Below are 22198 nucleotides of genomic sequence, written 5' to 3'. Positions count from 1 at the left end.
GGTACGAGGGGTACGGCGGCCACCACGGCGAGCGCCGCGAGCGCGAGCGGGATCGACGCGGGCACGGCCCCGGTGGTCAGCCGGCCGAGTACGAACGGCAGGACCGCGCTGCCGGCCAGGTTGGCCGTCAGCAGCACACCGCTGATGCGCCGGGGACCCGGCAGGACCGTGACGGCCCAGGCGAGGAGCGTCGGGAACACGGCCGCCAGACAGATCCCGGCCACCGCGTACGCCGCCGGCGCGAGCCCGGCGGCGGCCGCGGCCGTCAGCGCGCAGGCGCCCGCACACAGGGCCCCGAGCACCAGCGGGACGGGGGACACCCACCCGGCCGCGAGCGGCAGCAGCAGCCGGCCCACTGTGAGGCCCGCCCAGAACAGCGCACTGAGCCGTGCGGCGTCCTCGGGCGTGTGCCCGGCTGCGGAGAGGTGGGTCGCCTCCAGGGCGCCGATGGCCGCCTCGAGCCCCGCGTACAGGAAAGCGGCCGCGGCACACGCCACGAGCAGCCCCCGCGGCGCAACGGCTTCCGCGGCCGCCGGGCGCCACCCCGGCGCGGCGGGTCCGGCACCCGGCCCGGCGGGCGCCGTGCCGCGGCAGGGCGGCACGGAGCCGGGGGAACCGGCCTCCGGCGGGCCGGCGCCGTCGGCCCCGGGGTCGCCGGCCCGCCGGAACGGCACGCAGCACACGGCCAGTACCGCGACCGCCCACAGCAGCTCCCGCACCGCTCCGGTCCCGCCCACCAGCAGCGGTCCGGCCGTCGCCCCGGCGCCGAACGCGGCGTGCAGCGCGCCCAGGCCGCGTACGCCCGCGGCACCGCCGGCACGGCCGAACCAGGCGTTGGCGTACAGCACCAGACCGCCGAACCCGACCCCGGCGACGAGCGCCCAGGCGGTGAGGACCCACCAGGCGGGCGCCGACGGCATGCCGGCGCACCCGGCCGCGAAGGCCGCCAGGTACCACGACACCAGCGAACTCGCCGGAAGCCGTCGTTCCAGCCGCCCCGAACCCAGCAGCGCGAGCAGCGCACCCAGGTTGTACGCGACCACGACCTCCGTACCGCCGCCACCGTCCCCGGAGCCGTACGCGGCGCGCAGCAGCGGCAGTGCCGCGCCCAGGGCGGCGGTGACCGCGCCGAGCAGCACGGACAGCGCCAGGCCGGCCACGACGGCGGCGCGCCGGGTGGCGGAGGCGTTCACCGCCGGTCGGCCAGTGCGGCGGGGACGTACCGCGGCACCGAGAACACGGCCGTGCAGGCGGCGGAGAACGGCGCCTGCGCGAACAGCCCGATCCGTACGTCCCCCGCGCCGGAGCCGAAGAAGGTGCGGACGAAACGCCACTCCCCGCCCTGCTCCTCACGGCAGAACACCGCGTGCCGCCGGCCCTCGCGGGTCACCAGCAGTTCGGCGCGCGGGGCGGCCAGGGCAGGGCCGACGGCCTCGTCGGACACCGGTCGCGAGACGACCGTGACCACGGCCCAGCCGCCGGCCCGGGTGCGCTCCACGCACACCTTGAACCAGCCGCCGTCGTCGTGCACGACGATGCCACCGGCGTCGCCGAAGGCCGTGCCCCGGACGGTGACCCCCACCCGGAACGTGTGGTCACCGGTGACCGTCCGCCCCAGCAGCGGGATGCCGGACGCCTCGTACGACCCGGGCATGGTGAACAGGTCGCAGCCACGCTCGGCGAGGATCTCCAGGGCGTGCGGATCACGGACGGGCACTGCACCGGGGCCCGAGAAGGACCAGTCGGCGCCGTCGAAGGGGAGGTCGCGTTCCTCCGGGGCGGCCGCGGAGTCCCCCGCGGTGGTCGCCGCGGGAGCGCCCGGCGCGGCGTGCGCGGTCACGGCGCCGTCATCCCGCCGTCGACACTGATCGCCTGTCCCGTCACCCGGGGGGCGGACGCCAGGTAGAGGACGAGCCCGGCGATGTCCTCGGGGGTCTGGAACTCCCGCTGCGGGATCATTGACCTCATGCGCTCCCAGCACTCCTCCTCGGACTCGCCGGGACGGACGAACTCCGAGAGCAGATAGCGCCACATGTTGGACCGGACGATCCCGGGGCAGACGGCGTTGACGCGGATGTTCTCCTTCGCCACCTCCTGCGCGAGCGCGGCCGTGAAGCCGACCACCCCGAACTTGGCCGCGCAGTAGTGTGCCACCTTCGCGAACCCCGAACGCCCCGACACGGACGAGAAGTTGACGATGGAGCCGCCCCCCGAGGAGCGCAGCAGCGGAAGCGCTTCCCGCGACGACAGGAACACGCCGTCGAGGTTGCCGGACACCACGTGCCGGAACTCGGTCAGCTCCATCCGCTCCACCGGGCTCACATGGGTCACACCGAAGGCGTTGACGACCGTGTCGAGCCGGCCCGGCCCGTCGGCGATCCCCGCGTACAGGGTGCGTACCGCCTCCTCGTCGGTGGCGTCGACCTCGGCCGCCGTGACGCTCAGTCCCTTGGCGGTGAGCCGGTCGGCCAGGTCGCGCGCCTCGGTCCAGCCGGTGACGGACGTCGAGCGGTAGTGGTTGAACGCGGAGGGCAGCCGGTCGGTGTCGGCGGCCACCACGTGCGCACCGCGCCGGGCGAACGCCTCCACCACCGCGGCCCCGATGCCGCGGCCGCCGCCGATGACCAGCGCCACCCGTCCGCTCAGGGGTGCGTCGTGATCCGTTGTCATGGGGTGTCTCCTGTCAGGGCGGCGCCCACCTCGGCGGGCGCGAGCGTGTACGTGAGCGGGGGCAGGACCAGGGCGTCCAGCAGGCGCGGGAAGGCGCGGTAGTCGGCGAGGTTGCGTTGCGGCGCCGCGACGACGCGGCGCAGGGCCGGGTCGTCGCGCCCGGTGCGTGCGGCCCGCGCGTCCAGGGCGGCGGTCAGGGCACCGTCGCGGTGCTCGAAGAAGTCACGGAACAGTGCGGTGGCCACCGCGGCGTCCGCAGCCGCACCGGATCCGGTGCGGGGCGCGACGCGGACGGCCGAGGGCAGGACCCGGTCGGGGTCGGCCGGCACCGGCAGCGGATGCCCGGCGAGCGTCCGCAGGAAGGTGCTGTCCGTGTAGGGCGTCACCGACCGCAGCGCCGCCGGCTCGATGTCCCGCGTGAGCAGCTTCTCCACGAGCGCGTCCTCGTCGACGCGGCCCAGCGGGCCGACGCGGCCCATGTCGAACGTGCCCTTGGTGTCGAGGGCGGTGGTGACGAGGTTGCGCGCCGGGAGCAGCTCGACCGCCGGGCCGACGGCGGCCGCGAGCACCGGGACGCCATGGGCCAGGGCCTCCAGGACGACCCGCCCCAGGGTCTCCCGCGAGGCCGTGCTCGGGAACAGCAGCACGTCGATCGCGTCGAAGAACTCCGTCAGCCGCTCCTGCGGCCGGACGCCCTCCATGCGCACCGCGCCCTCGGCCACTCCGGCCTCCCGCAGGACGGCGCGGACCCGGCCGGCCTCCCAGCGGGGGTCGTTCGGCTTGCCGGCGCACACCAGGCTCACCCCGCCGCCCGCTTCCCGGTGGCACCGGGCGAACACCGACAGCACCTGGTCGAAGTTCTTGGCCAGCGACAGCGCCCCGAGGTAACCGATCCGCAGCGGGCGGCCGGCCGGCGGCAGGGCACGCGGGGCGCGGCGCGGGAGCCGGTCCAGCATGGGATAGGCCACCGCGGACCCGGACGCCGTGACGGAGGGGAAGTTCCGCAGGAACAGCCGGCGGGTGTACTCGGTCGGGAACAACGCCATGTCGCCCGGGCGGACCAGCGGCGCACAGAGCTCCTCCTGCGCCCAGTAGCCCGACCACAGGGCGGTGTGCACCTCCCGCACGATCCGGAAGTCACCGCCGCACTGCTCCCGCCAGTGGTGGTAGAGGAAGGCGTACGGGCCCGAGCCCGCGTACACGACGTCGCCGCCGCCCAGGCCGGCCACGCAGCGGGGGCCGGCCGTCAGGTCGTGCAGCGCGACGGAGCCGCGGCGCGCCAGCAGTTGCGACATCTCCCGGTGCATGAGGATCGCACCGTCGACGATGCCGTCCGTGTCCGGCGCCCGGTAGTCATGCGTGTGCAGGCGCATGCCCCGCCTCCCGGCTCTCCAGCAGCGCGGCGAGGCGCTCCCGCAGCATCCCGACGCTCATCCCGTGCAGCGGAAGCTGACGCTGGTGCACCCGGTTGGCGATGTCCCGGCGCACCGCGTGGACCTCCACCGGCAGCAGGTGCTCCGAGCGCAGCCGCTCCCCGAAGCCACCGTCGGCGCCGTTGTACTCGACGCTCAGGATCCGGCGGGCACGGGACAGGACTCCGAGGTCGGCCGGCCCGAGCCGCGGGTCGAGCGCGGCGCAGTGCAGGTGCGGGACGCCGAGGTCCCGGTTGGCCTCGTCCACCAGCACGCCCGCGTAGCCGAACGTCACCACGACCGCGTCCGGCGCGGCCGGCGCGCCGCCGGGCGGGGTGAGCCACACCCCCGCGTCGATGTCGGCCGCGCAGTCACGGGCGGGCGGTGCGAACTTCGCGTCGACCATGCTGACGACGTGGGTGGTGGCCGGGTCCCGGCCGAGCCGGTCCAGGCACGCGGCGAACTCGGCGGCGGTGACCGGCTCGTACACCCGTGTGTGCAGCAGCAGGCCGAGCAGGTTGGTGGCGTTGTGGGCGCCGCCCCACGCCCCCCAGCTCCGTCCGGCCAGGACCAGCAGGTTGCGCACGCTGGTGGTGGCCTCCGTGAGCATGCTCATCGAGTCCATGTAGTACATGGCGTCGGTGGCCACCACTTTGGTGGTGTCGTCGGGCAGGGACAGCGTCATGCCCACGGTCAGCGTCTCGGCCAGCCCCGTGTTGGTGTACGGGACGTGCCCCCGCAGGCCGAACCGGGCGGCCATGTCGGGCGTGAAGACCGCCAGGTCCCGCCCCGTACGTTCCTGGTGCGCGGCGAGCATGCGCCCGGCGGTCGAGGCGAACGACACCGGGCCCGCCGCGGCCGCCGCTCCCGCAGGCTTGAAGCTGTGGTCGCCCTTGCGGGTGCGGCAGACGAGCACCGCCGGGCCCGGCAGGGTGAGCAGCGCCCCGAGCGCCGCCTCGACGGCCCAGTCGTCACAGCCGTCGACCTCCATCAGCCGGCCCAGGTAGGCCGACAGATATCCGGTGTTCACCGGCTTGGCCAGCGGTTCGATGCCCTTGGCGTTGGCGTCGACGACCAGGACCAGGTTCGTCAGCCCCGCGTCGTGCGCGAAGCGCAGCGCCTCGAAGGCGGCGCCCTCGTGGAGTTCGCCGTCCCCCGCGAGGCAGACCACCTTGCGGTCCTCCCCGCGCCGTGTCAGCTCCCAGGCGAGACTGACCGCCTGGGCCACACCGACACCGAGGCTGTACCGCATCGTGTTGCGGAACCCGAGGTCGCGGTGGACGACCCCGGTCAGGCCGTCCTGGTGCAGCGTGGCCAGAGGAGCGAACGGCAGCGCCCCCCGTACGTAGTGCTCGGCGTAGAAGGCCGGCGCGATGTGCCCCCGGCCGACCACCAGCTCGGCAGGGCCGCCCCCGTCGCCGTCGTCCACCAGGCCCAGGGCGAAGCAGGCACGCACCAGGGACAGCGACGACAGGTTGCTCTGGAGGTTCCCGGAGCCCGCGATCTCGTGCATCCGCAGCAGCACTTCGGCGCTGTTGGTGTAGAGCCGTTCGGGGACCTGTGCGGCGACCTTGCGCAGACCGTCCAGCAGGGAGTTCCCGCCGTGGTCGCCGTGCTCCAGTTCGTCCAGCTCCCGGACGACCACGGCACGTTCGGCGGCGGTGAGCCGGGGCAGCGCGTCACGCGCGGGCCCGGCGAAACGCTCGTGCAGGTCGTTCACCGGCCGGCCCCGCAGACCTCGTCGAGCGCCTCGCCGAGCACGCCCACGATCTCGTCCACCTCGGTCGTCGTGGTGACGAACGCCGGCGCGAGGACCACCCAGTCGTCCTGCCCGCGGATGATCAGGCCCCGGCGCAGACAGGCGGACGCCACCCGCTCACCGAGGCGCTCACCGCCGCCGGCCAGCTTGATGCCGTACAGCAGGCCCACCGCCCGCACGGTGCCGCGGTCCCCGGCGACCGCACGGAGCCGCGGCTCGGTGTACGCGGACAGCTCACGGATCCGGTCGAGGTAGCCGCCTTCGCGGAAGAGCGTGACCGCGGCGAGCCCGGCGGCGGAGGCGAGCGGGTTGGCGGCGTAGGTGTGCGACGGGGCGAACGACACCGGCCCGCCCTTCTCCCCGAGCCCCTCGGCGATGTGCTCGGCCATCAGCACGGCGGCCAGCGGTGCGTACCCGCCGGAGATCCCCTTGCCGACGCACAGGATGTCGGGCGTCACGCCGAAGGTCTGCGCAGCGAAGGGGCGGCCGGTCCGGCCGAAGCCGGTGACGATCTCGTCGAAGACCAGCAGGACACCGTGGCGGTCGCACACCTCCCGGACCCGGGCGAGGTAGTCCGCGGACGGGATGGCCATGCCGCGCAGGTGGATCACGGGCTCGATGACGAGCGCCGCCACCGAGTCCGGCCCCTCCGCCTCGATCGTCCGCTCGATCATGGCGGCGGCGAGGGCGCCGGACTGCTCCGCCGGTACGTCCCAGAAGGCCTCCAGGCAGTCCGGCGGCCAGACGTGCACGACACCCGGGAGGCCGGGTCCGAAGCGGGTGACGTCGGGCCGTCCGGTCAGGGTCAGCGAACCGAAGGTGGCTCCGTGGTACCCGTGGTAGTAGCTGAGGATCTTCACCTTGCCGGGGTTGCCCCGGGAGCGGTGGTGGAGCCGCGCCAGCCGTATCGCGGCCTCCACGCTCTCCGATCCGCCGTTGACGAGCTTGGCGGCCGTGATGCCGGCGGGCGCCAGGTCGACGAGGCCCTGCGCGAGTTCGAGGGCGGCACGGTTGGTTCCGTGCAGCGGCGGGTTGAAGGGGAGGGTGCGCAACTGGTCGGTCACGGCGCGGACGATGGGCTCGCAGTCGTATCCGAAGCACGTCACGAAGACACCGGACAGGGCGTCCAGGTAGCTGCGTCCCGCCGCGTCGGAGAGGCGCACCCCCTTGCCGGACTCGAAGAGCAGGGACTCCTCCGAGTGCGGCACCTCGAAGCAGAACGCGGAGAGGTCGGAGGGCCAGGACGACAGCGGTGCGGGTCGGGTGGTGGTCACTACGACTCCTTGGAAGGACGAAGGAACGGACGAACGGAGAAAGCGGGGGAGGGGAGTGCTGCGGCGGTGGTCAATGCGGCCTGTCCGGTGCGCGGGTGTACGGGGCGGCGCACCGGGTCGAGGGGTACGGGGCGGTGGGGCGAGGGGCCGGAGGTCAGCGGGACGCCACGCCGGTGAGCAGTTCGTGGACGGCGAGCCTGCGCATCGGGGACAGCAGGTCGAAGTAGGCGAGCCACTGCGGGGTGAGGACGGCGCGGTCGAGGATGTCCTTGGCGATGTCCACGACGACCGGGAGCGAGTGCGCCATCAGCACCGGCATCAGCAGCTCCTCGTCCCCCGGGCGCAGCAGTCCGCGGCGCCGCCCGGCGTCGACGAACCGGGTGATGACGTCACGGGCCGCTCCGGCATCGTCCCCGCAGGCGAGGACCGCGGTGTCGGCCACCCATGCGAGGTCCAGCAGCCGGTCGTCGACGTGGAGGTTGTCGAAGTCGAGCAGGGCAACCACTCGTGGTTCGCCCCGCTCGGCGAGGAGGAAGTGGTGGATGTGCAGGTCGCCGTGGACGACGGCCGGGCGGGTGGCCGCCGCACGGACCGCAGTTCCATGGCCGCTGGCGAGGGCCGACCGTAACAGCGGTGCGGCCGCGTGCAGTTCGCGCAGCACGCCGGCCGCGGCGCGGTGCCACCGGTCCGTACCGCGTTCGGCCTTGGGCAGCAGTCGTCGCTCGGCGTCCCGCAGGGCGGCCGGCCAGTGCTCCTCCTCCACCAGCAGGGGCAGGTGGACGGAGGCGAGTTCCCCCGCCACGTCCGGCGGCAAGGTGTCCAGGGCCTCCCGCAGGGCCAGTCCGGCCTCCACGATGGCGACGGCCTCCGCCCCGCTCGTGCCGCTCGCCCGGGTGCCGGGGGAGTAGGGCGACAGCTCGCAGACGAGGCCCCCGTGGCGGACGCCGGGGCTGCCGTCGGCGGCGGGTACGACGGGCAGGGCGGGCACCCCCTGGCGACGGCAGTGCCCGATGACACGGTCCTTGAGCGGATAGAAGGGGCCGGGCCGTGCCGCTTCGCTGTTGAGCTGCACCTTGAGAACGTGGGGACCGGTGGGGGCGGCGACCCGCCAGAGCCCCGCCGTGTGGGTGAGCGGTGCCGCGCCTCCGACGGTCAGCGGGCGGAGCCCGCTCCCGGCCCACGCCTCGCCCCAGTGGGCGGCGAGGACCTGGCGTACCCACTCCTCGGTTCCTGCCGGGGCGACGACGGTCATCGGGTTCCTTTCGGTGACGGGGAACGGAGCGACGGGCAGTGGGGCGCGGTAGGGGGGATGAGAGACGAGGGACGGGAGATGGGGCGGATGGCGACGGCGCGGCGCGGGCAGGCGGGGGCGGTTGGCGGGGGCGTGGCGTGGTGCCGTCCCGGAAAGCGTGGCGGGCGGGGGTGGCCCGGAGCCAGCGTTCTGCAATTGCGTTGCCCGTTGTTCTCCTGAGCGTGCCCGTACGTACCCTGCGCCCGGCGGTCAAATGAGCCCGGACCGAATGGCGTAGGAAACGGCGTGTGCGCGGTTGCGCAACTCCAGCCGCCCCATCATTCGGTACAGGATGTTCTTGACGGTTCGCTCTGAATAAGCCAATTTCTCGGCGATGTCGGCCAGATCGCATCCCTCGGAGATGAGCCGCAATATGTCCGCCTCGCGCACGGTGAGTTGCCGAGCGGAGGCGAGGCCCTGCGGAATGAGGACATCGCGGCAGGTCCGCTGGATCTGATCGAGCAGCCGGCCCTGGAGGTCGGCGGGCAGTGATCCCCCGCCCTCGCCCAGCCGGAGCACCGCCCGCACGAAGGTCTCGGGCGTGGTGTCGCGCCGCCACAGCACCGCGCGCACGCCGCACTCGACGGCCAGGGCGACGTCCGTCTTCCAGCGCGTGCCGGCCACCACCAGGAACGGGCCGGTGCGGCGCCGTGCCGACAGTCCGCGCAGGACATGAAGGGTCTCGCCGCTCACCGTGTCGGCCGTGAACACCGTCACATCCGCCTCCTCCGCGCTGTCCCGGCCCACCACGACCACGCGGGGGTCGCCCTCCAGATAGCGGGCCAGCCCGGTGTAGGTGACGTGGTCGGTGGCGTGGACGGCGACGCGCAGCGGTGCCCCGCCATCGGGCCGCCGCTCGTCCCGCTGCCGGCCGGGCGCCCGCTCCGGACGGGCATCCGCGCGGGTGCTGCTCATGACGGCCGCCGCGGGACAATCGCGTGCCGACGTGTTCACATCAAACTCCATTTCTCCCGGGGAACGCGTGGGATATTCCGCCGCCGGGCGGGTGCGAGGCTGCCCGCCGGGCATGTCGCGACGGCCTCCGGAATGCGTGGCCGCCGGCGCCGGACCAACGTGACACAACGGCCTTGTCGAATTCTCGACCTGTGAAGCGAAGGCATTTCGCCATCCTTGACGGGTTCTTGAGAGGCGCTTGGCCCGTACTTGTCGCCTGTGCGAGGATCGGCGTGCGGCGGGGGGAACGGTGCGAATGCCGTGAGGCTGGGCGGACGAGAAAGCGAACGACCAATGGCAATTCCCGGTGGCGAGCGGGACGTATACGAAACCGACGCCTGCGGAATTCCGGAACCCCGCCCCACCGCGGGTGCCGGACGGGTACGGGGCGCCGCCCGCGCTCGCAGCGCAGGCCCGCCGCGCCCCGAGGTGCCGGAGATCGCGTCCCGCCCCCGTCTGTGGCTGCTCGGGCCGATGGCGGCGGACGCGGGCGGCCGGGCCATCGAACTGGGGCCGCCGCGCCGCCGAGCGCTCCTGGCACTCCTCGCCGTGCGACTCGGCAACGTCGTGCCGGCCCAGCAATTGCTGGAGGAACTGTGGGGCGACCGGCTTCCGGACCGGGCCCTGCCCTCCTTGCACAGCTACATCTCCCACCTCCGGCGCGCACTGTCGCCACGGCCCGACCCGGGCGACCGGACCCGGCTGATCCACCGCGTGGCGGCCGGGTACGTGCTGGACCTGACCAAGGACGAGGTGGACGTCCACCGCTTCGAGAACGCGGTGGCCGAGGGGCGCAGGCTGCACCGCGACCACCGGCACGCCGAGGCCAGGGACCTGCTCCGCACCGCCCTGGACATGTGGCGCGGCACCCCCTACGAGGAACTCGTCGACTACCCGGTGCTCGCCGAGGAGAGCGAACGGCTGGCACGGGTGAGACTCTCGGCGGTCGAGACGTGGGCCGACGCCTGCCTCGTCCTCGGCGACCTGGAACCGGTGGCCGAACTCGACGCGGACGTACGCGCCCACCCGGGACGCGAACGCCTCGCCGGACAGGTGATGACGGCGCAGTACCGGCTCGGCCGCCAGGCCGACGCGCTGCACGTGTACGCGCGGACCCGCGACTGGCTCGCCGGGGAGCTGGGCGTGGACGCCGGAGAGGAGCTGCAGCGGCTCCACCGGGCCATCCTCCGCCAGGAGTTGCCCACCCACACCGCCCAGGCGCCCGCCCTCCCCGCCCGGTCACCCGGTCCGACCGGCTCCACGGAGTCCCCACGGGCCGCGCTGGGCGAACACCCGGCGACGCCACCGCAGCAGCCCGTGCTTCCGCCGATCGCACCGGGGACGGCGCCCGGTGGAGTGACGCCGGAGGCGGCGGCAGGCGCACCCGGCACCGTCACGGAACGCCGCGTACCCCGTACGGGCCGGGCCCCGCTCCGGTCCGGCCCGGTCCGGACGCCCCGGCCGTCCCCGGCGGCCCTCCCGTCCACCCCGGCCGCCCCTGTCAGCCCGGCTTCTGCGCCCCTCCCGGTGGCACCGACTCTCCCGCCCGCCGCGCCCTGGGCTGCCGAGAGCCGCCCACCGTCCGCGAGTACGGACCACCCCGGCACGCATCACACCGCCACCGCCACCGGCCGCGACAGCCACGGCGCAGGCACCGCCGCGCCTCCTCCCGCCGCGCAGCCGCACACCTCGCGGGACCGGCGGTCGTTCGTCGGCAGGGAGAGCGAGCTGGCGGCGCTGCGCATCCTGGTGGCCGACCTCCTGGGCGGCAAGGGCCGTCTCGCCGCCGTGCTGGGAGAGCCGGGCATCGGCAAGTCCCGGCTCCTGTCGGAGGTCGCCCAGCGGGTGCGCAACGACCGGGTGGAGGCCCTGTGGGGCTACTGCTTCCCGGGTCCGGGAACGCCGCCGTACTGGTTGTGGACGCAAGTGCTCCGTCAGGTGGCCGCATCCCGGCCGGAGGCGTTCGCCGCCGTGCGGAAACGTTTCGGCGACGGCCTCTCCCCGCTGCTCGACAGCTCGCCCGACGAGCACCGGCACCGCGACCGCCACCCGGAGGTGGCGCCCGACCGCTTCCGTACGTACGACGCCGTCTGCGAGACGCTTCTCTCCCTGGCGGACGACGCACCGCTGCTGCTCATGCTGGAGGACCTGCACTGGGCGGACGCTCCCTCCCTCCAGCTGCTGCGCCTGCTCACCAGCCGGCTCAACGGCAGGCGCCTCGGCATCGTGATCACCGCACGCACCTGGGAGATCGAGAGCGACCCCGAACTCGGCCAAGCCCTGGGCGAGACGCTGTGGAGTCCCCGAACGGACACGATCAAGCTGGACGGGCTGCCCGAGGAGGCGGTGTCCGTCCTGGTCTCCGCCGCGTCCGGGCCGGGGGTCTCCCGCGCGACCGTCCAGCGGCTGCACGAGCGCAGCAAGGGCAACCCGTACTTCGTCAACCAGCTGATGTCCCTGCTGGGCGATCCCGCCCGGCTCCATGATCCGCGCGCCGTGCGGCGGCTGTTCACCCACGTGCCGTCGGGCGTGCGCGAGGTGCTGACGCAGCGCTTCGCGGCCCTCCCGGAAGCCACCCGGGACCTGCTGCGCCTGTGCGCCGTGATCGGCTCGGAGATCGACCCACGGTTGCTGGCGGAGGTGTCCGGCCACGACGACGCCGTCTGCGACCACCTCGAACCGGCCCTGCGCGCACAGCTGCTGTCCGAGGACCCGGCCGGGAGCGGGGGCCTGCACTTCACCCACGCCCTGGTCCGGGAGACGCTCTACGGCGAACTCAGCCGCCGCCGGCGGGCGCAGTTGCACGCCCGGATCGCGGAGACGCTCGCGGCCCGGCCCGCCGGCCGCCACGACGGGGTCGAGCAACTCGCCCACCACGCCTGGGAGGGCTCGCGGGTCCTGTCACCGGCCAAGGCGCTGCCCGCCCTGTGCCGCGCCGGGGAGGAGGCCGAGCTGCGCCTGGCCTACGAGCAGGCGGAGATGTGGCTGCGGCGCGCCATCGACCTCGTACGCCTGCTGCCGCCCGGTGACGACACCGCTCCGCTGCTGGAACAGCAACTGCAGATCCAGCTCGGCCAGATGCTCGCGACCACGCGGGGATACGGCGATTCCGACGCCGAAGCGGCGTTCACCCGCAGCAGGGCCCTCAACCCCGTCACCGGCGCCACGGACCAGCCCACCGTCCTGTGGTCCCTGTGCACGGCCAACCTGGTCACGGGCCGGTACGACGGCGCCCTCGGCTTCTCCGACCGGCTGCGCGCCATGCCCGGGACACCGCAGGACCCCGTCGCGTACCTCGGGGCGAGATACGGCCGCGGCATCGTCCTGCACGTCCGGGGCCGGCTGCCGGAAGCGCTCGCCGAACTGGAGGACGCCGTCGAGCGGGCGGACGCACTGGGCACCGAGGGCGGGCGCCGGGTGGCGCGCTACTTCCAGCACGACCCGAGGGTCTCGTGCCGTTCGTACGACGCCTTCACGCGCTGGCTGATGGGCGACGAGGACGCTGCCGCGGCACGCCGCGTGGAACTGCTCGCCCTCACCCGCCACGACAGCCGTCCCAACGACCGGGCGTTCGCGCTGTACGTGGACGCCGTCCTGGCGGCCCTGGAGGGGGACGTCGCGACGGCGCGGAACTCCGGCGGACAAGGGCGTGAGGTCGCCGACCGCTACGGGCTGCGCTACTGGACGCACATGCTGTCCGTCTGCGAGGGCTGGGCCGTCGCCCACAGCGGTGAGCCGGACGCCGGCATCGCCCTGCTCACGTCGGCGCTGTCCGGGCTGGAGACGTCGGGCACCCTGATCCGCCTGCCGCTGCACCTGGGCTTCCTCGCCGACGCGCTGCACCACGTCGGACGGGTGACGGAGGCCGGCACGGCCCTCCACCGCCTGCTGCAGGAGACCACGGCGCGCGGCGAACACGCCTACCTGCTCCCGCGCCTGCCCTCGACACGCCTGATGCGCCACCTCCTCCCGGAGCCGGTCACGGCGCAACCGTGCCCGTAGGGCCTGTTGTGACGTTCGAGGGCCGCCGGCGGGCTGATCCCGACCCCGGCGACTGTGTACGGGTGGTGGCAGAGGTGGACGAGCAGGGCGGCCAACCGGTGAACCGGCCCGATCACCCGCCGCATGGCTGAGGCCGACCTCGCTCATCGCTTCGTGGCTTCCGGCGCTGCGGGCGCCGGATCAGGCAGGGCGCCGCGCGTGGAGGTAGAGGTGCGGCTCCGGTTCCGCGTCGTGGCCGTGCGGACGGTACAGGTCGGTGTGGTGATGGACCACCTCGAGGCCGGCGTCCCGCAGGACGCGCAGGTGGTCCTCGGTGGACAGGCTGCTGACGGTGACCTCGTGGCCCATCCAGACGATGTCGAGGCCCCGGACGTCGCCGGGCACGGTCGCCATCGCGAACACCCCGCCCGGGGAGACCCAGGAGGCCATCCTCGCCAGGGATTCCACGATCTCCGGCTGATCCATCATCAGCAGGGGAAAGAAGGCGCACACCGCGTCGTACCCGCCCTGCGACGGTCGGTGTTCCCGGACGTCGACCTGCTCGAAACGGGCACCGGGCACCCGCTCGCGGGCGAGCCGCACCATTTCGGCCGACACGTCGATCCCGGTGACGTCGAACCCGGCCCTCACCAGCGCCTCGGCGGTGGGGCGGCCGGTGCCGCTGCCGACGTCCAGCACACGGGACCCCGGCGCGAGGCTCCCGGCGACCCAGTCGACCGCCGCGAGCTGTCCCGGGACACCGGCGAAGACCTCCTCGTAGCGCGCGCCCACCGCGTCGAACACCTCAGCGGCGGAAGCCCCTCCCGGTCCTGGCACCCGGCTCACGTCACCACCTCCCAGCCCGAACGCCGTGCGTCCGGTACGGCACTTCCGGCGAGTGTACGGCCGGCCACGGCCACGGTCACGGTCGCTGCTCCGCCGCCGCGTCATAGGCGGCGCGGGCCTCGGCGACGGCCGCCCGGTGGCGCTCGGCCCAGTCCACCAGCCCGGTCAGGGAGGCGTGGAGTTCCCGGGCCATGGGCGTGAGGCTGTACTCGACCTTGGGCGGCACGGTGGGATGGACGGTGCGGACGAGCAGCCCGTCCCGCTCCAGCCGGCGCAGGTTGAGTGTCAGCATGCGCCGGCTGATGCCGCTGATGGCGCGTTCCAGTTCGGTGAAGCGGACGGGGCCGTGGGCGGCGGCGATCAGGATACCGATGCTCCACTTGCCCGCCACACGGTCGAGCACCTCGGTGACCGGGCAGGCCTCGTCCCTCACCGCTTCGGCAACACGGGTGTTACCAGGTGACATGAATGTGCCTCCTTCCGCTGAGCAGCAGGGTTACTGATGATGACTGTTGTAACAAGTCGTCACCCAAGGGGGAAGACATGTCCGTTCGTGCTCTCGTCGTCGATCCGTCCGCACCCGCCGCCGTTCGCCTGGGCGAGGTTCCCGACCCGGTGCCCGCGCCCGGCCAGGTCGTGGTGGAGGTCTCCCATGCCTCGCTGAACTACGGCGACCTCAACGACGCTCGCTCCGGCCGCGTCCCGGTGGGCGCGGTGCTCGGTTCCGATGCCGCCGGGGTGGTGGTCCGGGCCGCCGCCGACGGGACCGGTCCGGCGGTGGGCACCCGGGTGGTGGCGCTGGCCTCCGGGGCGTTCGCCGAGCGCGTCGCGATCGACACGGGAGCGATCGCCGAGGTGCCGGAGGGCCTGGACCTGGCGAAGGCCGTCGCCCTGCCGGTGGCCGGCGTCGCCGCACTGCGTTCCCTGCGGGCTGCCGGGTCGGGACCGGGCAGGACGGTGCTGATCACCGGCGCGTCCGGTGGAGTCGGCCGGTTCGCCGTCCAGTTGGCCGCCAGGGCCGGTGCCCACGTGATCGCGTCCGTGGGATCGACGGCCCGCGGGGAGGGGCTCGCGGAGCTCGGGGCCGACGAGGTGCTGGTCGGTCTGGAGGGACTCGAGCGGCCCGTCGACGTGGTCATCGACAGCGTGGGCGGGTCCCAGCTGGTCGCGGCATGGCACCTGCTGGCTCCCGGGGGCAGCGTGCAGAGCGTCGGCTGGACCTCCGGCGAGCCCGCGGTCTTCCCCCCGTACGCGACCGTCGGCCCGGCCAAGTCGCTGACCTCCTTCGTCATCGAAGGCGGTGCCGGTCCGGACCTGGCCGTTCTCGCCGGGCTGGCCGCCGAGGGTGCCCTCACCGTCGAGATCGGCTGGCAGGGGGCCTGGGACCGCTTCACCGAGGCCGCCGAAGCCCTCCGCGGGCGCCGCGTCTCCGGCAAAGCGGTCCTGGAGGTGTCCCGCGAGGAGCGGCGGGCGCCGGCACTTCTTCCGCAGGGCTGAGCCGTCCCCGGACGCGGTCCGTACCGCCAAGCCGTCACAGGTCGCTCGTCGACGCCGTCGGTTCTGTCCCCCATCGGTGGCTGGTGTATCGACAGGGCGGCCTGAACGGATCGGCCAGCCGGCCGGAGAGACGTGCGGCGCCGGAACGGAGGGCATCGGCCAACGAGGTCTTCTCGCCGACCGCGAGCCTGACGGCGTCGACGTCGTGGGCGGCGTGGTCGGTGTCGCACCGCGCGGGTCCGCTCCCGGAAACGCCTGGCGCGCGAGGAGACGGGCTCCTAGGGTCGTCGCCATGGCGATCATGGGTGCACACGACATCGACGAGGCGGTCCGCGTCACCACCTCGGCGCTCCGCGCAGTGACGGACCAGGACTGGTCCGTCCCGGCGGCCGGACTGGAGTGGAGCTGCTACGACACCGCCGTCCACCTCGCCGGCGCCTTCGCGGGCTACGCCGGTCAGTTGACCGGCCGCGCGACCGACGGATACGTCCCCTTCGAGATCGTCCCCGAAGAGGGGACCACGCCGGACGGGCTGGTCCGTGTCATCGAGGCCATCGGCGGTCTGCTCTCCGCCGCCGTCTTCAGGGCACCCTCCGGCGTACGCGCCTGGCACACCTACGGCGCCGCCGGCGGCGACGGGTTCGCGGCCATGGGGGTGGTCGAGGCGCTCCTGCACGCGCGCGACATCCTCCGCGCCCTGGGCGTGGACGACTGGCAGCCGCCCGGTCGGCTGTGCGCCCGGGCACTGGAAAGGCTGTTCCCGCAGGCACCTCACGGCGCCGATCCCTGGCGGACGCTGCTGTGGGCCACCGGCCGCGGTGACCTCGACGGGCTGCCCCGCCTGGGAGCCTGGCGCTGGTACGCCGAACCGGTCCGCTCCGAGCATCTCTTCCTGTGCGAGGTGTCACCCGTGGTCGCGGCCGATCTGCACGGCGGCGGCAGCGGCGGCTTCGCCTGGGTCGAAGGAGGCCCCGAGGAAGGCACGCGGTTCGCCGGTGGCATGGTGGTCAAGGCCAGCGAGGCGGGGACGTACCGGCCCGGGTGGGGCCCGTACGCCATCGTGCGCGCCTCCGACCGGCGCGCGGTGGGAGCCATGGGCTTCCACGCCGCCCCTGACCCCGACGGCGGCGCCGAGATCGGCTACGACCTCGTGAAGTCCGCGCGCGGCCACGGGTACGCCACCGAGGCGCTGCGCGCCCTGACCGCATGGGCCTTCGCGCGTCCGGAGCTGAAGCTGCTGCGCGCCACCGTGGACCACGACAACGCCCCCTCCCACGCCGTCCTCACCCGCGCGGGCTTCCAGCAGGCCGGTTCCAGCGACGAGCACGTCCACTACGTGCTGACGCGCACCTGACGGCGGGAACCGAGCTCCCGAGCCTGACCTCACCGCACGTCCCCCACGCGGGCCGGGCGGTGCGTCGGCGACGGCATGGCCCGTTCCGCGGCGCCGGCGAGCGATGGCGCAGCTTCCCCCGGCCGGTGCCCGCACCACGCTCGACGTGGCGCGCATGACCGGAAGCATGCCCCGGCCCAGACCGGCGGGAACGGTGCGCCGGCCAGGCCCCGTGCGACGGTGGCGCCCGTACCCGCGCGGGCACCGGGCAACGGCCCCCCGGGGAACCGGAAAGGTGCTGCGGGGTTCGCCGAGCGGCACCCGGCTGGCTCGCGCGCAGGCGCTGACCACGTACTTCGAGGACGTCTGGGGCCAGTTCGACGAAGACCACGCCCGTCCCGGTGCCCCGCTGTGCCCCTCCGAGCGCAAGAATGCAGACGGCTCCTCGCGTCGGGTTGGCGACGACGCCTTGCGCAACGGCCTGGCCGCCGCGGCCAAGGCCCATCTGCCCGCCTGGGCCGACACGCTCACGCCGCCCGTCCTGCGGCACTTCTGCGCGTCCGGGCTCTATCTCGGGGGTCTTGTTCCGCTCGGGATCCAAAGGTCCTCGGACATTCCTGGATCGCCACCACGATGGTGGTACTTCCACGTCCAGCAGACCCGGGTCGAGGACGCCTGGGCGTCCGGGCAGCGGTGGGCCGCGAAGCGGCTGGAAGGACGATGGGATGAAGTGGAACCTGCGGCTGACCGCCGCGAACAAAGGGATCTGGAAGGCGTCCGGGCTCCAGCGGAGCCTGGCCGAACACGGCTTGGTGATCTCGGCCGGGAAGATGTCCGGCCTGTGGTCAGGTCAGCCAGTCTCCCTGAACCTGGAGCACCTGGACGTGATCTGTGTCGTGCTCGGATGTGAGATCAGGGATCTGCTGACTCCCGAGCCCGGGAATGTCAGGCGTGCAGGGCAGCAGGCCGGCGTCCAGGCGGCCACGACTGGCTCGGTGGTGGCCCGCGGCTGAGGTGCCCAAGCGCTGCGACGGCCGTTCCCTGCGCCGGGTCGCCATCACCATGGGGAAGATCAGGGACACTGTTCCGTATGAGGGGGCATCCGGCATCCCCTACGGACCCCAAGGGGGTATTCCCCCCTTGCAGGCCGGGGGGTCGCTCCATGTCCCAGCCGAGCGGCCGACGGGCATGATCCATCCATGACTTCACGGCGAACAAGAACCCGGATTCTGGCTGGTGCGGCGGTCCTCGGCAGTGTGTCCGCCCTGGTGGCTCCGGTCTCGGCTGCGGCCGGCTCCCACAGCGAGCGGGCACAAGGCGGGACCGTCGTCTCCGTCGAGCAAGCGGCCGACCTCACAGCGGAGGAAGTGGCCGGGGAACTCCAGGGAAAGATCGACTCGTCCCAGGTCCGCTACGGCGTGACCGCCTATCGGGTCACCTACCGCACCACTGACAGCAGGGGCACCCCCACGACCGCGAGCCAGCTCGTCGTCCTGCCCAAGAACGGGACGCGCCACCTGTCCACCGTCTCCTGGCTGCACGGCACCACCGTCTACCGCAAGGACGTCGCCTCGGAGAATCCGAAGTCGAACGACCGGCTTGCCGCCCTGCTGTTCGCCTCGACCGGGCGGGCCGTTTCGGCGCCCGACTACGTGGGCCTCGGCTCGGGCGAAGGCTTCCACCCCTACGGTGACCCTCAGGCCACCGTTGCGGCCTCGGTGGACGGCCTCCGCGCGGCCCGGACACTCGCTCACCGGAACGGCCGGGAGCTGAAGCGGAAGGTTCAGGTCAGCGGGTTCTCGCAGGGCGGCCCCGCGACCATGCTGGTAGGCCGGGCGCTTCAGAAGAATGGCGCCGACCGCTACTTCAGGCTGGGGGCACTCGCCCCGGTCAGCGGCCCCTACAACCTCTCGGCCTTCGAGGCCGCCGCGGCCGATGACAAGATCGCCAAATCCGGCATCTACCTCGCCTACTTCGTCACCGCCTGGAACAAGATGTACGGCCTTTACACATCACCCGGAGACGTCTTCCGCTCCCCCTACGACAGCAAGGTGGAGGGTCTCTTCGACGGCCATCACACCGCCGGGCAGATTGTCAGCGAACTCCCGGCCACCTCCAAGGACCTGTTCACCGAGGACTTCCTGAACAAGATCCGCAAGCCAGACGGCGTCCTGAAGGACAAACTGCGCCCGATGGACAACACGTGCGACTGGCGGCCGAGCGTACCGGTGGAGATCTTCTACGGCCGGGGCGACAAGGACGTCGACGTCAGTCACGCGGCGTACTGTGCCGACCAGTTGACCAGGAACGGTGCCGCACGTCGGCTGACCGACGTCGGCGACTACGACCACAACGGCTCGGTGCGGCAAGCCCTGCCCCAGATCGTCAGGTTCTTCGACGAGTCGGCGAAGACCGACTGAAGCGCGCCACCGGCAACGGCTGGTCGAGCGTGACGCGGGCGATGGGTGGGTGTCCGTTGAGTGCGGTGTGGCAGCGGTGGTGGTTGTAGGTGTCGAGGAAGTCTGCCAGGGCCTCGGTTCGCTCCTGGTTTGAGGTGTAGGGCAACGCCACCTTCGCCGCCCGCGACGCCGCGTTCCCGCACCGGGCGGACCCCTCCGGCCAGGCCCTGGCGGCGCCGAGGTGAGCCCTGTGCCGACGGGCCGGTGCCTGTACCGGCCTTGGGACACCGGGACAGCCGATATCGGCGAGCTTGATCTTGAATGGTGAGAGGACCCCGCCAAGTCCGTGAGGGGCGGCCGGGACCCGGCTGCCCCTCACGGCTGCTCCCGTACCGGAGCTGGCGTCCGTCAGGTCACTCGGCGGCGGATCCACCAGGCGCAGAACCCGGTCAGGGCCAGGGCGAGGCCGAGACAGAGCCCGGTCTCGGCCCATTGAAGGGCCCAGAAGTTCCCGGCGGGCTGGTACGTCACCTGCTGCTTGTAGCCCAAGGCGCCGAGGTCGGCGATACAGCGTTCGAATTGCTGCAGGGTGGGCGGGCCCGACTCGGTGCGCAGGCAGTCGGGGAAGGACGACGGCACGGGGGCCGGCTGACCCGCGGCGTTCAGCGTCTGCTGGGAGGTGACCCAGGCCCCGGGCACCTCGTCGAGGTGCGCGATGATCTGCCCGGCCTCGTCCTGGACGCTGATGGGGGCGCCGTCGGGCTCGATCGGCACGGTGGTCCGGTCCGCGGCGGCCAGGTGGGACCGGATCCACGTCGGCACCACGATCTGGACGGCGGCGTAGAGGGCGAACGTGGTGGCCATCGCGGGCAGGGTGCGGCGGATGACCAGGCCGAGGGCGACGCCCAGGACGAAGGCGAAGGCGGCATGGGCCATGGGGACGACACCCCGTGCGGCGAAGGCCACGGGGTCGAGCCGCGGGAAGTACGTGTCCGTCGCACCGCCGCCGTTGACAGCCCGGTCGATGGGGCTGCTCCACCAGCTCACCGCGAGGCTGGTCAGCCCCGCGGCGGCCATGGAGGCCGCCGCACCGAAGCCCAGCTTGGTCGCCAGCCAGCGCGTGCGGGTGACGCCCTGGTTCCACGCGAGGTAGTGGGTGCCGGTCTCGAGTTCACGGGAGATCAGCGGCGCACCCCAGAACATCCCGATGACCGCCGGCACGGCGAGCACGACCAGAAGTCCGGTGTAGTAGAGGGTCTGGTCCGAGCTGGACACCTGGTCCACCAGGCCGCTGCCGGCGGTCCGGTAGAGGTCGGCCAGCTGTGGGCCGGTGACCGCGAGGATGGTGGCGAGGGCGGCCACGGCGGCGAAGATCACGGCGGCCTGGGTGCGGAACTGGCGCCAGGTCAGCCAGATCATCGGAGTACCTCCAGTGCGGGTCGGGTGTCGCGTACCGCATCGGCGGGCCGGGTCATGTAGGCCAGGACGATGTCCTCCAGACCGAGCGGACTCACGGTCCAGGACGGATCGTGGACCGCGGTGTCGGTGCGCACCAGGAGGGTGGTCTGCCGGTCGGTGTGGCTGGCGGTGATGACGTGCTGACCGGCCGGGAGCGTGTCCGGGTCCCTGCGCGGTCCGGTGAGCCGGTGGTGGCAGGCGACCAGGTCGTCGATGTCGCCGGCCACCTGAACCCGGGAATCGACCAGGACGATGATGTAGTCGCAGGTCCGCTCCACGTCGGAGACCAGGTGGGAGGAGAGCACGACGCTCAGCTCGTGCTCGGCGACAGCCTCCATCAGGTCCTGCATGAACTCCCGTCGGGCGAGCGGGTCCAGGGCGGCGACCGGTTCGTCGAGGATCAGCAGCTCCGGGCGCTTGGCGATGCCCAGGGTGAGAGCGAGCTGCGCGCGCTGGCCGCCGGACAGCTTGCCCGCCCGCTGCTCGGGGTCCAGACCGAGGCGACGGATCCGGTCGTGCGCCACGGCGTCGTCCCAGTTCGGGTTGAGGCGCTTGCCGAATTCGAGGTGGTCGGCGACGCTCAGCGCCGCGTAGGTCGGGGTGTCCTGGGCGACGAAGCCGACCTTGGCCAGCTGTTCCACGCCCGCAGCAGGACGGCCACCGCACACCTCGATGGTGCCCGCGGTCGGGGTCAGCATCCCGGACGCCAGGTTCAACAGGGTCGACTTGCCGGCGCCGTTGGGGCCGACCAGGCCGACCACCCGGCCGGCGGGCACGTCCAGGTCGCAGTTCTGCAGCGCCCAGCGCTGCTTGTACCTCTTGCCCAGTCCCTGGGCTCGCAAGACGGCGCTCACGCTACGTCCTCTCCGGCGGCTTCACGAAACGTGGTCATGAACAGCGCCTCGATGCTCTCGTCGTCGAGCCCGGCCAGGCGGGCCTTGGTCAGCCAGCGCTGCAGGTCCTTGCGCAGCGGTCCCTGCGCGGCAAGCGTGCCGTCGGCCAGCGTCCGGGTCACGAACGTCCCGACGCCGGGACGGGCGGCCACCAGGCCGTCGTGCTCCAGCTCGCGGTACGCCTTGAGCACCGTGTTCGGGTTGACCGCCATCTGCTTCGCCACGTCTTTGACCGTCGGCAGCCGGTCCCCCTCCTTCAGCAGGCCCAGGCGCAGTGCATGTCGAACCTGTTGGACCAGCTGCTGGTACGGGGACAGGCCGGACCGGCCGTTCAGGTGGAACTCAATCACCGGTTCCTCCATTTATCTAGTTGCCTAGCACTATAGCTCTCTACGTCGAACATCCGGCAAGGCGTGCACTGCGGGCGCACA

General features: G+C 73.0%; 18 protein-coding genes. 5 read left to right on the top strand and 13 right to left on the bottom strand.

The window, feature by feature from the left end; genetic code table 11:
- The 8 genes from IH00_RS0130585 to IH00_RS0130550 form a co-directional block, all read right to left on the bottom strand.
- Positions 1 to 1193: MFS transporter (locus IH00_RS0130585; protein ID WP_052411749.1), on the bottom strand; the 1193-nt coding region annotated here is incomplete at its 3' end.
- The gene (locus IH00_RS39105; RefSeq protein ID WP_052411748.1) at positions 1190 to 1840 is read right to left on the bottom strand and encodes a DUF1349 domain-containing protein; all 651 of its coding nucleotides are present in this window, start codon (positions 1838 to 1840) and stop codon (positions 1190 to 1192) included. The genes IH00_RS0130585 and IH00_RS39105, both read right to left, overlap by 4 nt.
- Entirely contained in the window at positions 1837 to 2670 is an 834-nt protein-coding gene (locus IH00_RS0130575) for an SDR family oxidoreductase (RefSeq protein ID WP_031079255.1), read from the bottom strand. The genes IH00_RS39105 and IH00_RS0130575 overlap by 4 nt, the downstream gene beginning before the upstream one ends.
- Complete coding sequence (locus IH00_RS0130570) at positions 2667 to 4043, bottom strand: glycosyltransferase (protein WP_031079254.1); 1377 nt, start codon at positions 4041 to 4043, stop codon at positions 2667 to 2669. Before IH00_RS0130570 ends, IH00_RS0130575 begins: the two co-directional genes overlap by 4 nt.
- Positions 4024 to 5802, bottom strand: a complete 1779-nt coding sequence (locus IH00_RS0130565; protein ID WP_052411747.1) for a 1-deoxy-D-xylulose-5-phosphate synthase N-terminal domain-containing protein — start codon at positions 5800 to 5802, stop codon at positions 4024 to 4026. Before IH00_RS0130565 ends, IH00_RS0130570 begins: the two co-directional genes overlap by 20 nt.
- On the bottom strand, positions 5799 to 7115 hold the full coding sequence (locus IH00_RS0130560) for an aminotransferase family protein (RefSeq protein ID WP_031079250.1): 1317 nt from the start codon (positions 7113 to 7115) through the stop codon (positions 5799 to 5801). The genes IH00_RS0130565 and IH00_RS0130560 overlap by 4 nt, the downstream gene beginning before the upstream one ends.
- A gap of 154 nt (positions 7116 to 7269) precedes the next feature.
- The gene (locus tag IH00_RS0130555; RefSeq protein ID WP_031079245.1) at positions 7270 to 8367 is read right to left on the bottom strand and encodes a phosphotransferase; all 1098 of its coding nucleotides are present in this window, start codon (positions 8365 to 8367) and stop codon (positions 7270 to 7272) included.
- A gap of 249 nt (positions 8368 to 8616) precedes the next feature.
- On the bottom strand, positions 8617 to 9321 hold the full coding sequence (locus IH00_RS0130550) for a response regulator transcription factor (RefSeq protein ID WP_078888047.1): 705 nt from the start codon (positions 9319 to 9321) through the stop codon (positions 8617 to 8619).
- Between the two features lie 333 nt (positions 9322 to 9654).
- Between IH00_RS0130550 and IH00_RS0130545 the strand changes: the two genes are divergently transcribed.
- Entirely contained in the window at positions 9655 to 13362 is a 3708-nt protein-coding gene (locus IH00_RS0130545; RefSeq protein WP_078888044.1) for an ATP-binding protein, read from the top strand.
- Positions 13363 to 13542: 180 nt separating this feature from the next.
- Here the strand turns inward: IH00_RS0130545 and IH00_RS0130540 are convergent, their stop codons facing one another.
- Together IH00_RS0130540 and IH00_RS0130535 are read right to left on the bottom strand one after the other, a co-directional pair.
- On the bottom strand, positions 13543 to 14187 hold the full coding sequence (locus IH00_RS0130540) for a class I SAM-dependent methyltransferase (protein WP_107064554.1): 645 nt from the start codon (positions 14185 to 14187) through the stop codon (positions 13543 to 13545).
- Between the two features lie 76 nt (positions 14188 to 14263).
- Positions 14264 to 14653, bottom strand: a complete 390-nt coding sequence (locus IH00_RS0130535; RefSeq protein WP_031079238.1) for a winged helix-turn-helix transcriptional regulator — start codon at positions 14651 to 14653, stop codon at positions 14264 to 14266.
- Between the two features lie 77 nt (positions 14654 to 14730).
- On the opposite strand from IH00_RS0130535, the gene IH00_RS0130530 reads away from it, so the two are divergent.
- From IH00_RS0130530 to IH00_RS0130515, 4 genes are all read left to right on the top strand, one after another.
- Positions 14731 to 15684, top strand: coding sequence for a zinc-binding dehydrogenase (locus IH00_RS0130530; protein ID WP_199819838.1), 954 nt, complete (start codon positions 14731 to 14733; stop codon positions 15682 to 15684).
- Positions 15685 to 15976: 292 nt separating this feature from the next.
- Positions 15977 to 17038: a GNAT family N-acetyltransferase gene (locus IH00_RS0130525; protein WP_107064553.1), complete on the top strand. Its 1062-nt coding sequence runs from the start codon at positions 15977 to 15979 to the stop codon at positions 17036 to 17038.
- Positions 17039 to 17742: 704 nt separating this feature from the next.
- Positions 17743 to 18030, top strand: coding sequence for a helix-turn-helix domain-containing protein (locus tag IH00_RS37890; protein WP_039947582.1), 288 nt, complete (start codon positions 17743 to 17745; stop codon positions 18028 to 18030).
- Positions 18031 to 18216: 186 nt separating this feature from the next.
- Positions 18217 to 19437 (top strand): lipase family protein, encoded by a 1221-nt coding sequence (locus IH00_RS0130515; protein WP_031079233.1) that lies wholly within the window; start codon positions 18217 to 18219, stop codon positions 19435 to 19437.
- 387 nt (positions 19438 to 19824) lie between these two features.
- On the opposite strand, the gene IH00_RS0130510 is transcribed toward IH00_RS0130515, so the two are convergent.
- Genes IH00_RS0130510 through IH00_RS0130500 form a run of 3 tightly spaced genes read right to left on the bottom strand, consistent with a single transcriptional unit; the run spans position 19825 to position 22129 of the window.
- Positions 19825 to 20835 (bottom strand): transporter, encoded by a 1011-nt coding sequence (locus IH00_RS0130510; RefSeq protein ID WP_031079232.1) that lies wholly within the window; start codon positions 20833 to 20835, stop codon positions 19825 to 19827.
- Positions 20832 to 21728 (bottom strand): ABC transporter ATP-binding protein, encoded by an 897-nt coding sequence (locus IH00_RS0130505; RefSeq protein WP_031079231.1) that lies wholly within the window; start codon positions 21726 to 21728, stop codon positions 20832 to 20834. Before IH00_RS0130505 ends, IH00_RS0130510 begins: the two co-directional genes overlap by 4 nt.
- Positions 21725 to 22129 (bottom strand): GntR family transcriptional regulator, encoded by a 405-nt coding sequence (locus IH00_RS0130500; protein ID WP_031079229.1) that lies wholly within the window; start codon positions 22127 to 22129, stop codon positions 21725 to 21727. Before IH00_RS0130500 ends, IH00_RS0130505 begins: the two co-directional genes overlap by 4 nt.
- Positions 22130 to 22198 lie beyond the last annotated feature (69 nt).

The sequence above is a fragment of the Streptomyces sp. NRRL S-118 genome, from assembly GCF_000716335.1.
Taxonomy (GTDB): Bacteria; Actinomycetota; Actinomycetes; order Streptomycetales; family Streptomycetaceae; genus Streptomyces.
Note: the sequence above shows the minus strand (reverse complement) of the source record. Positions and strands in the feature narration are given on the sequence as shown.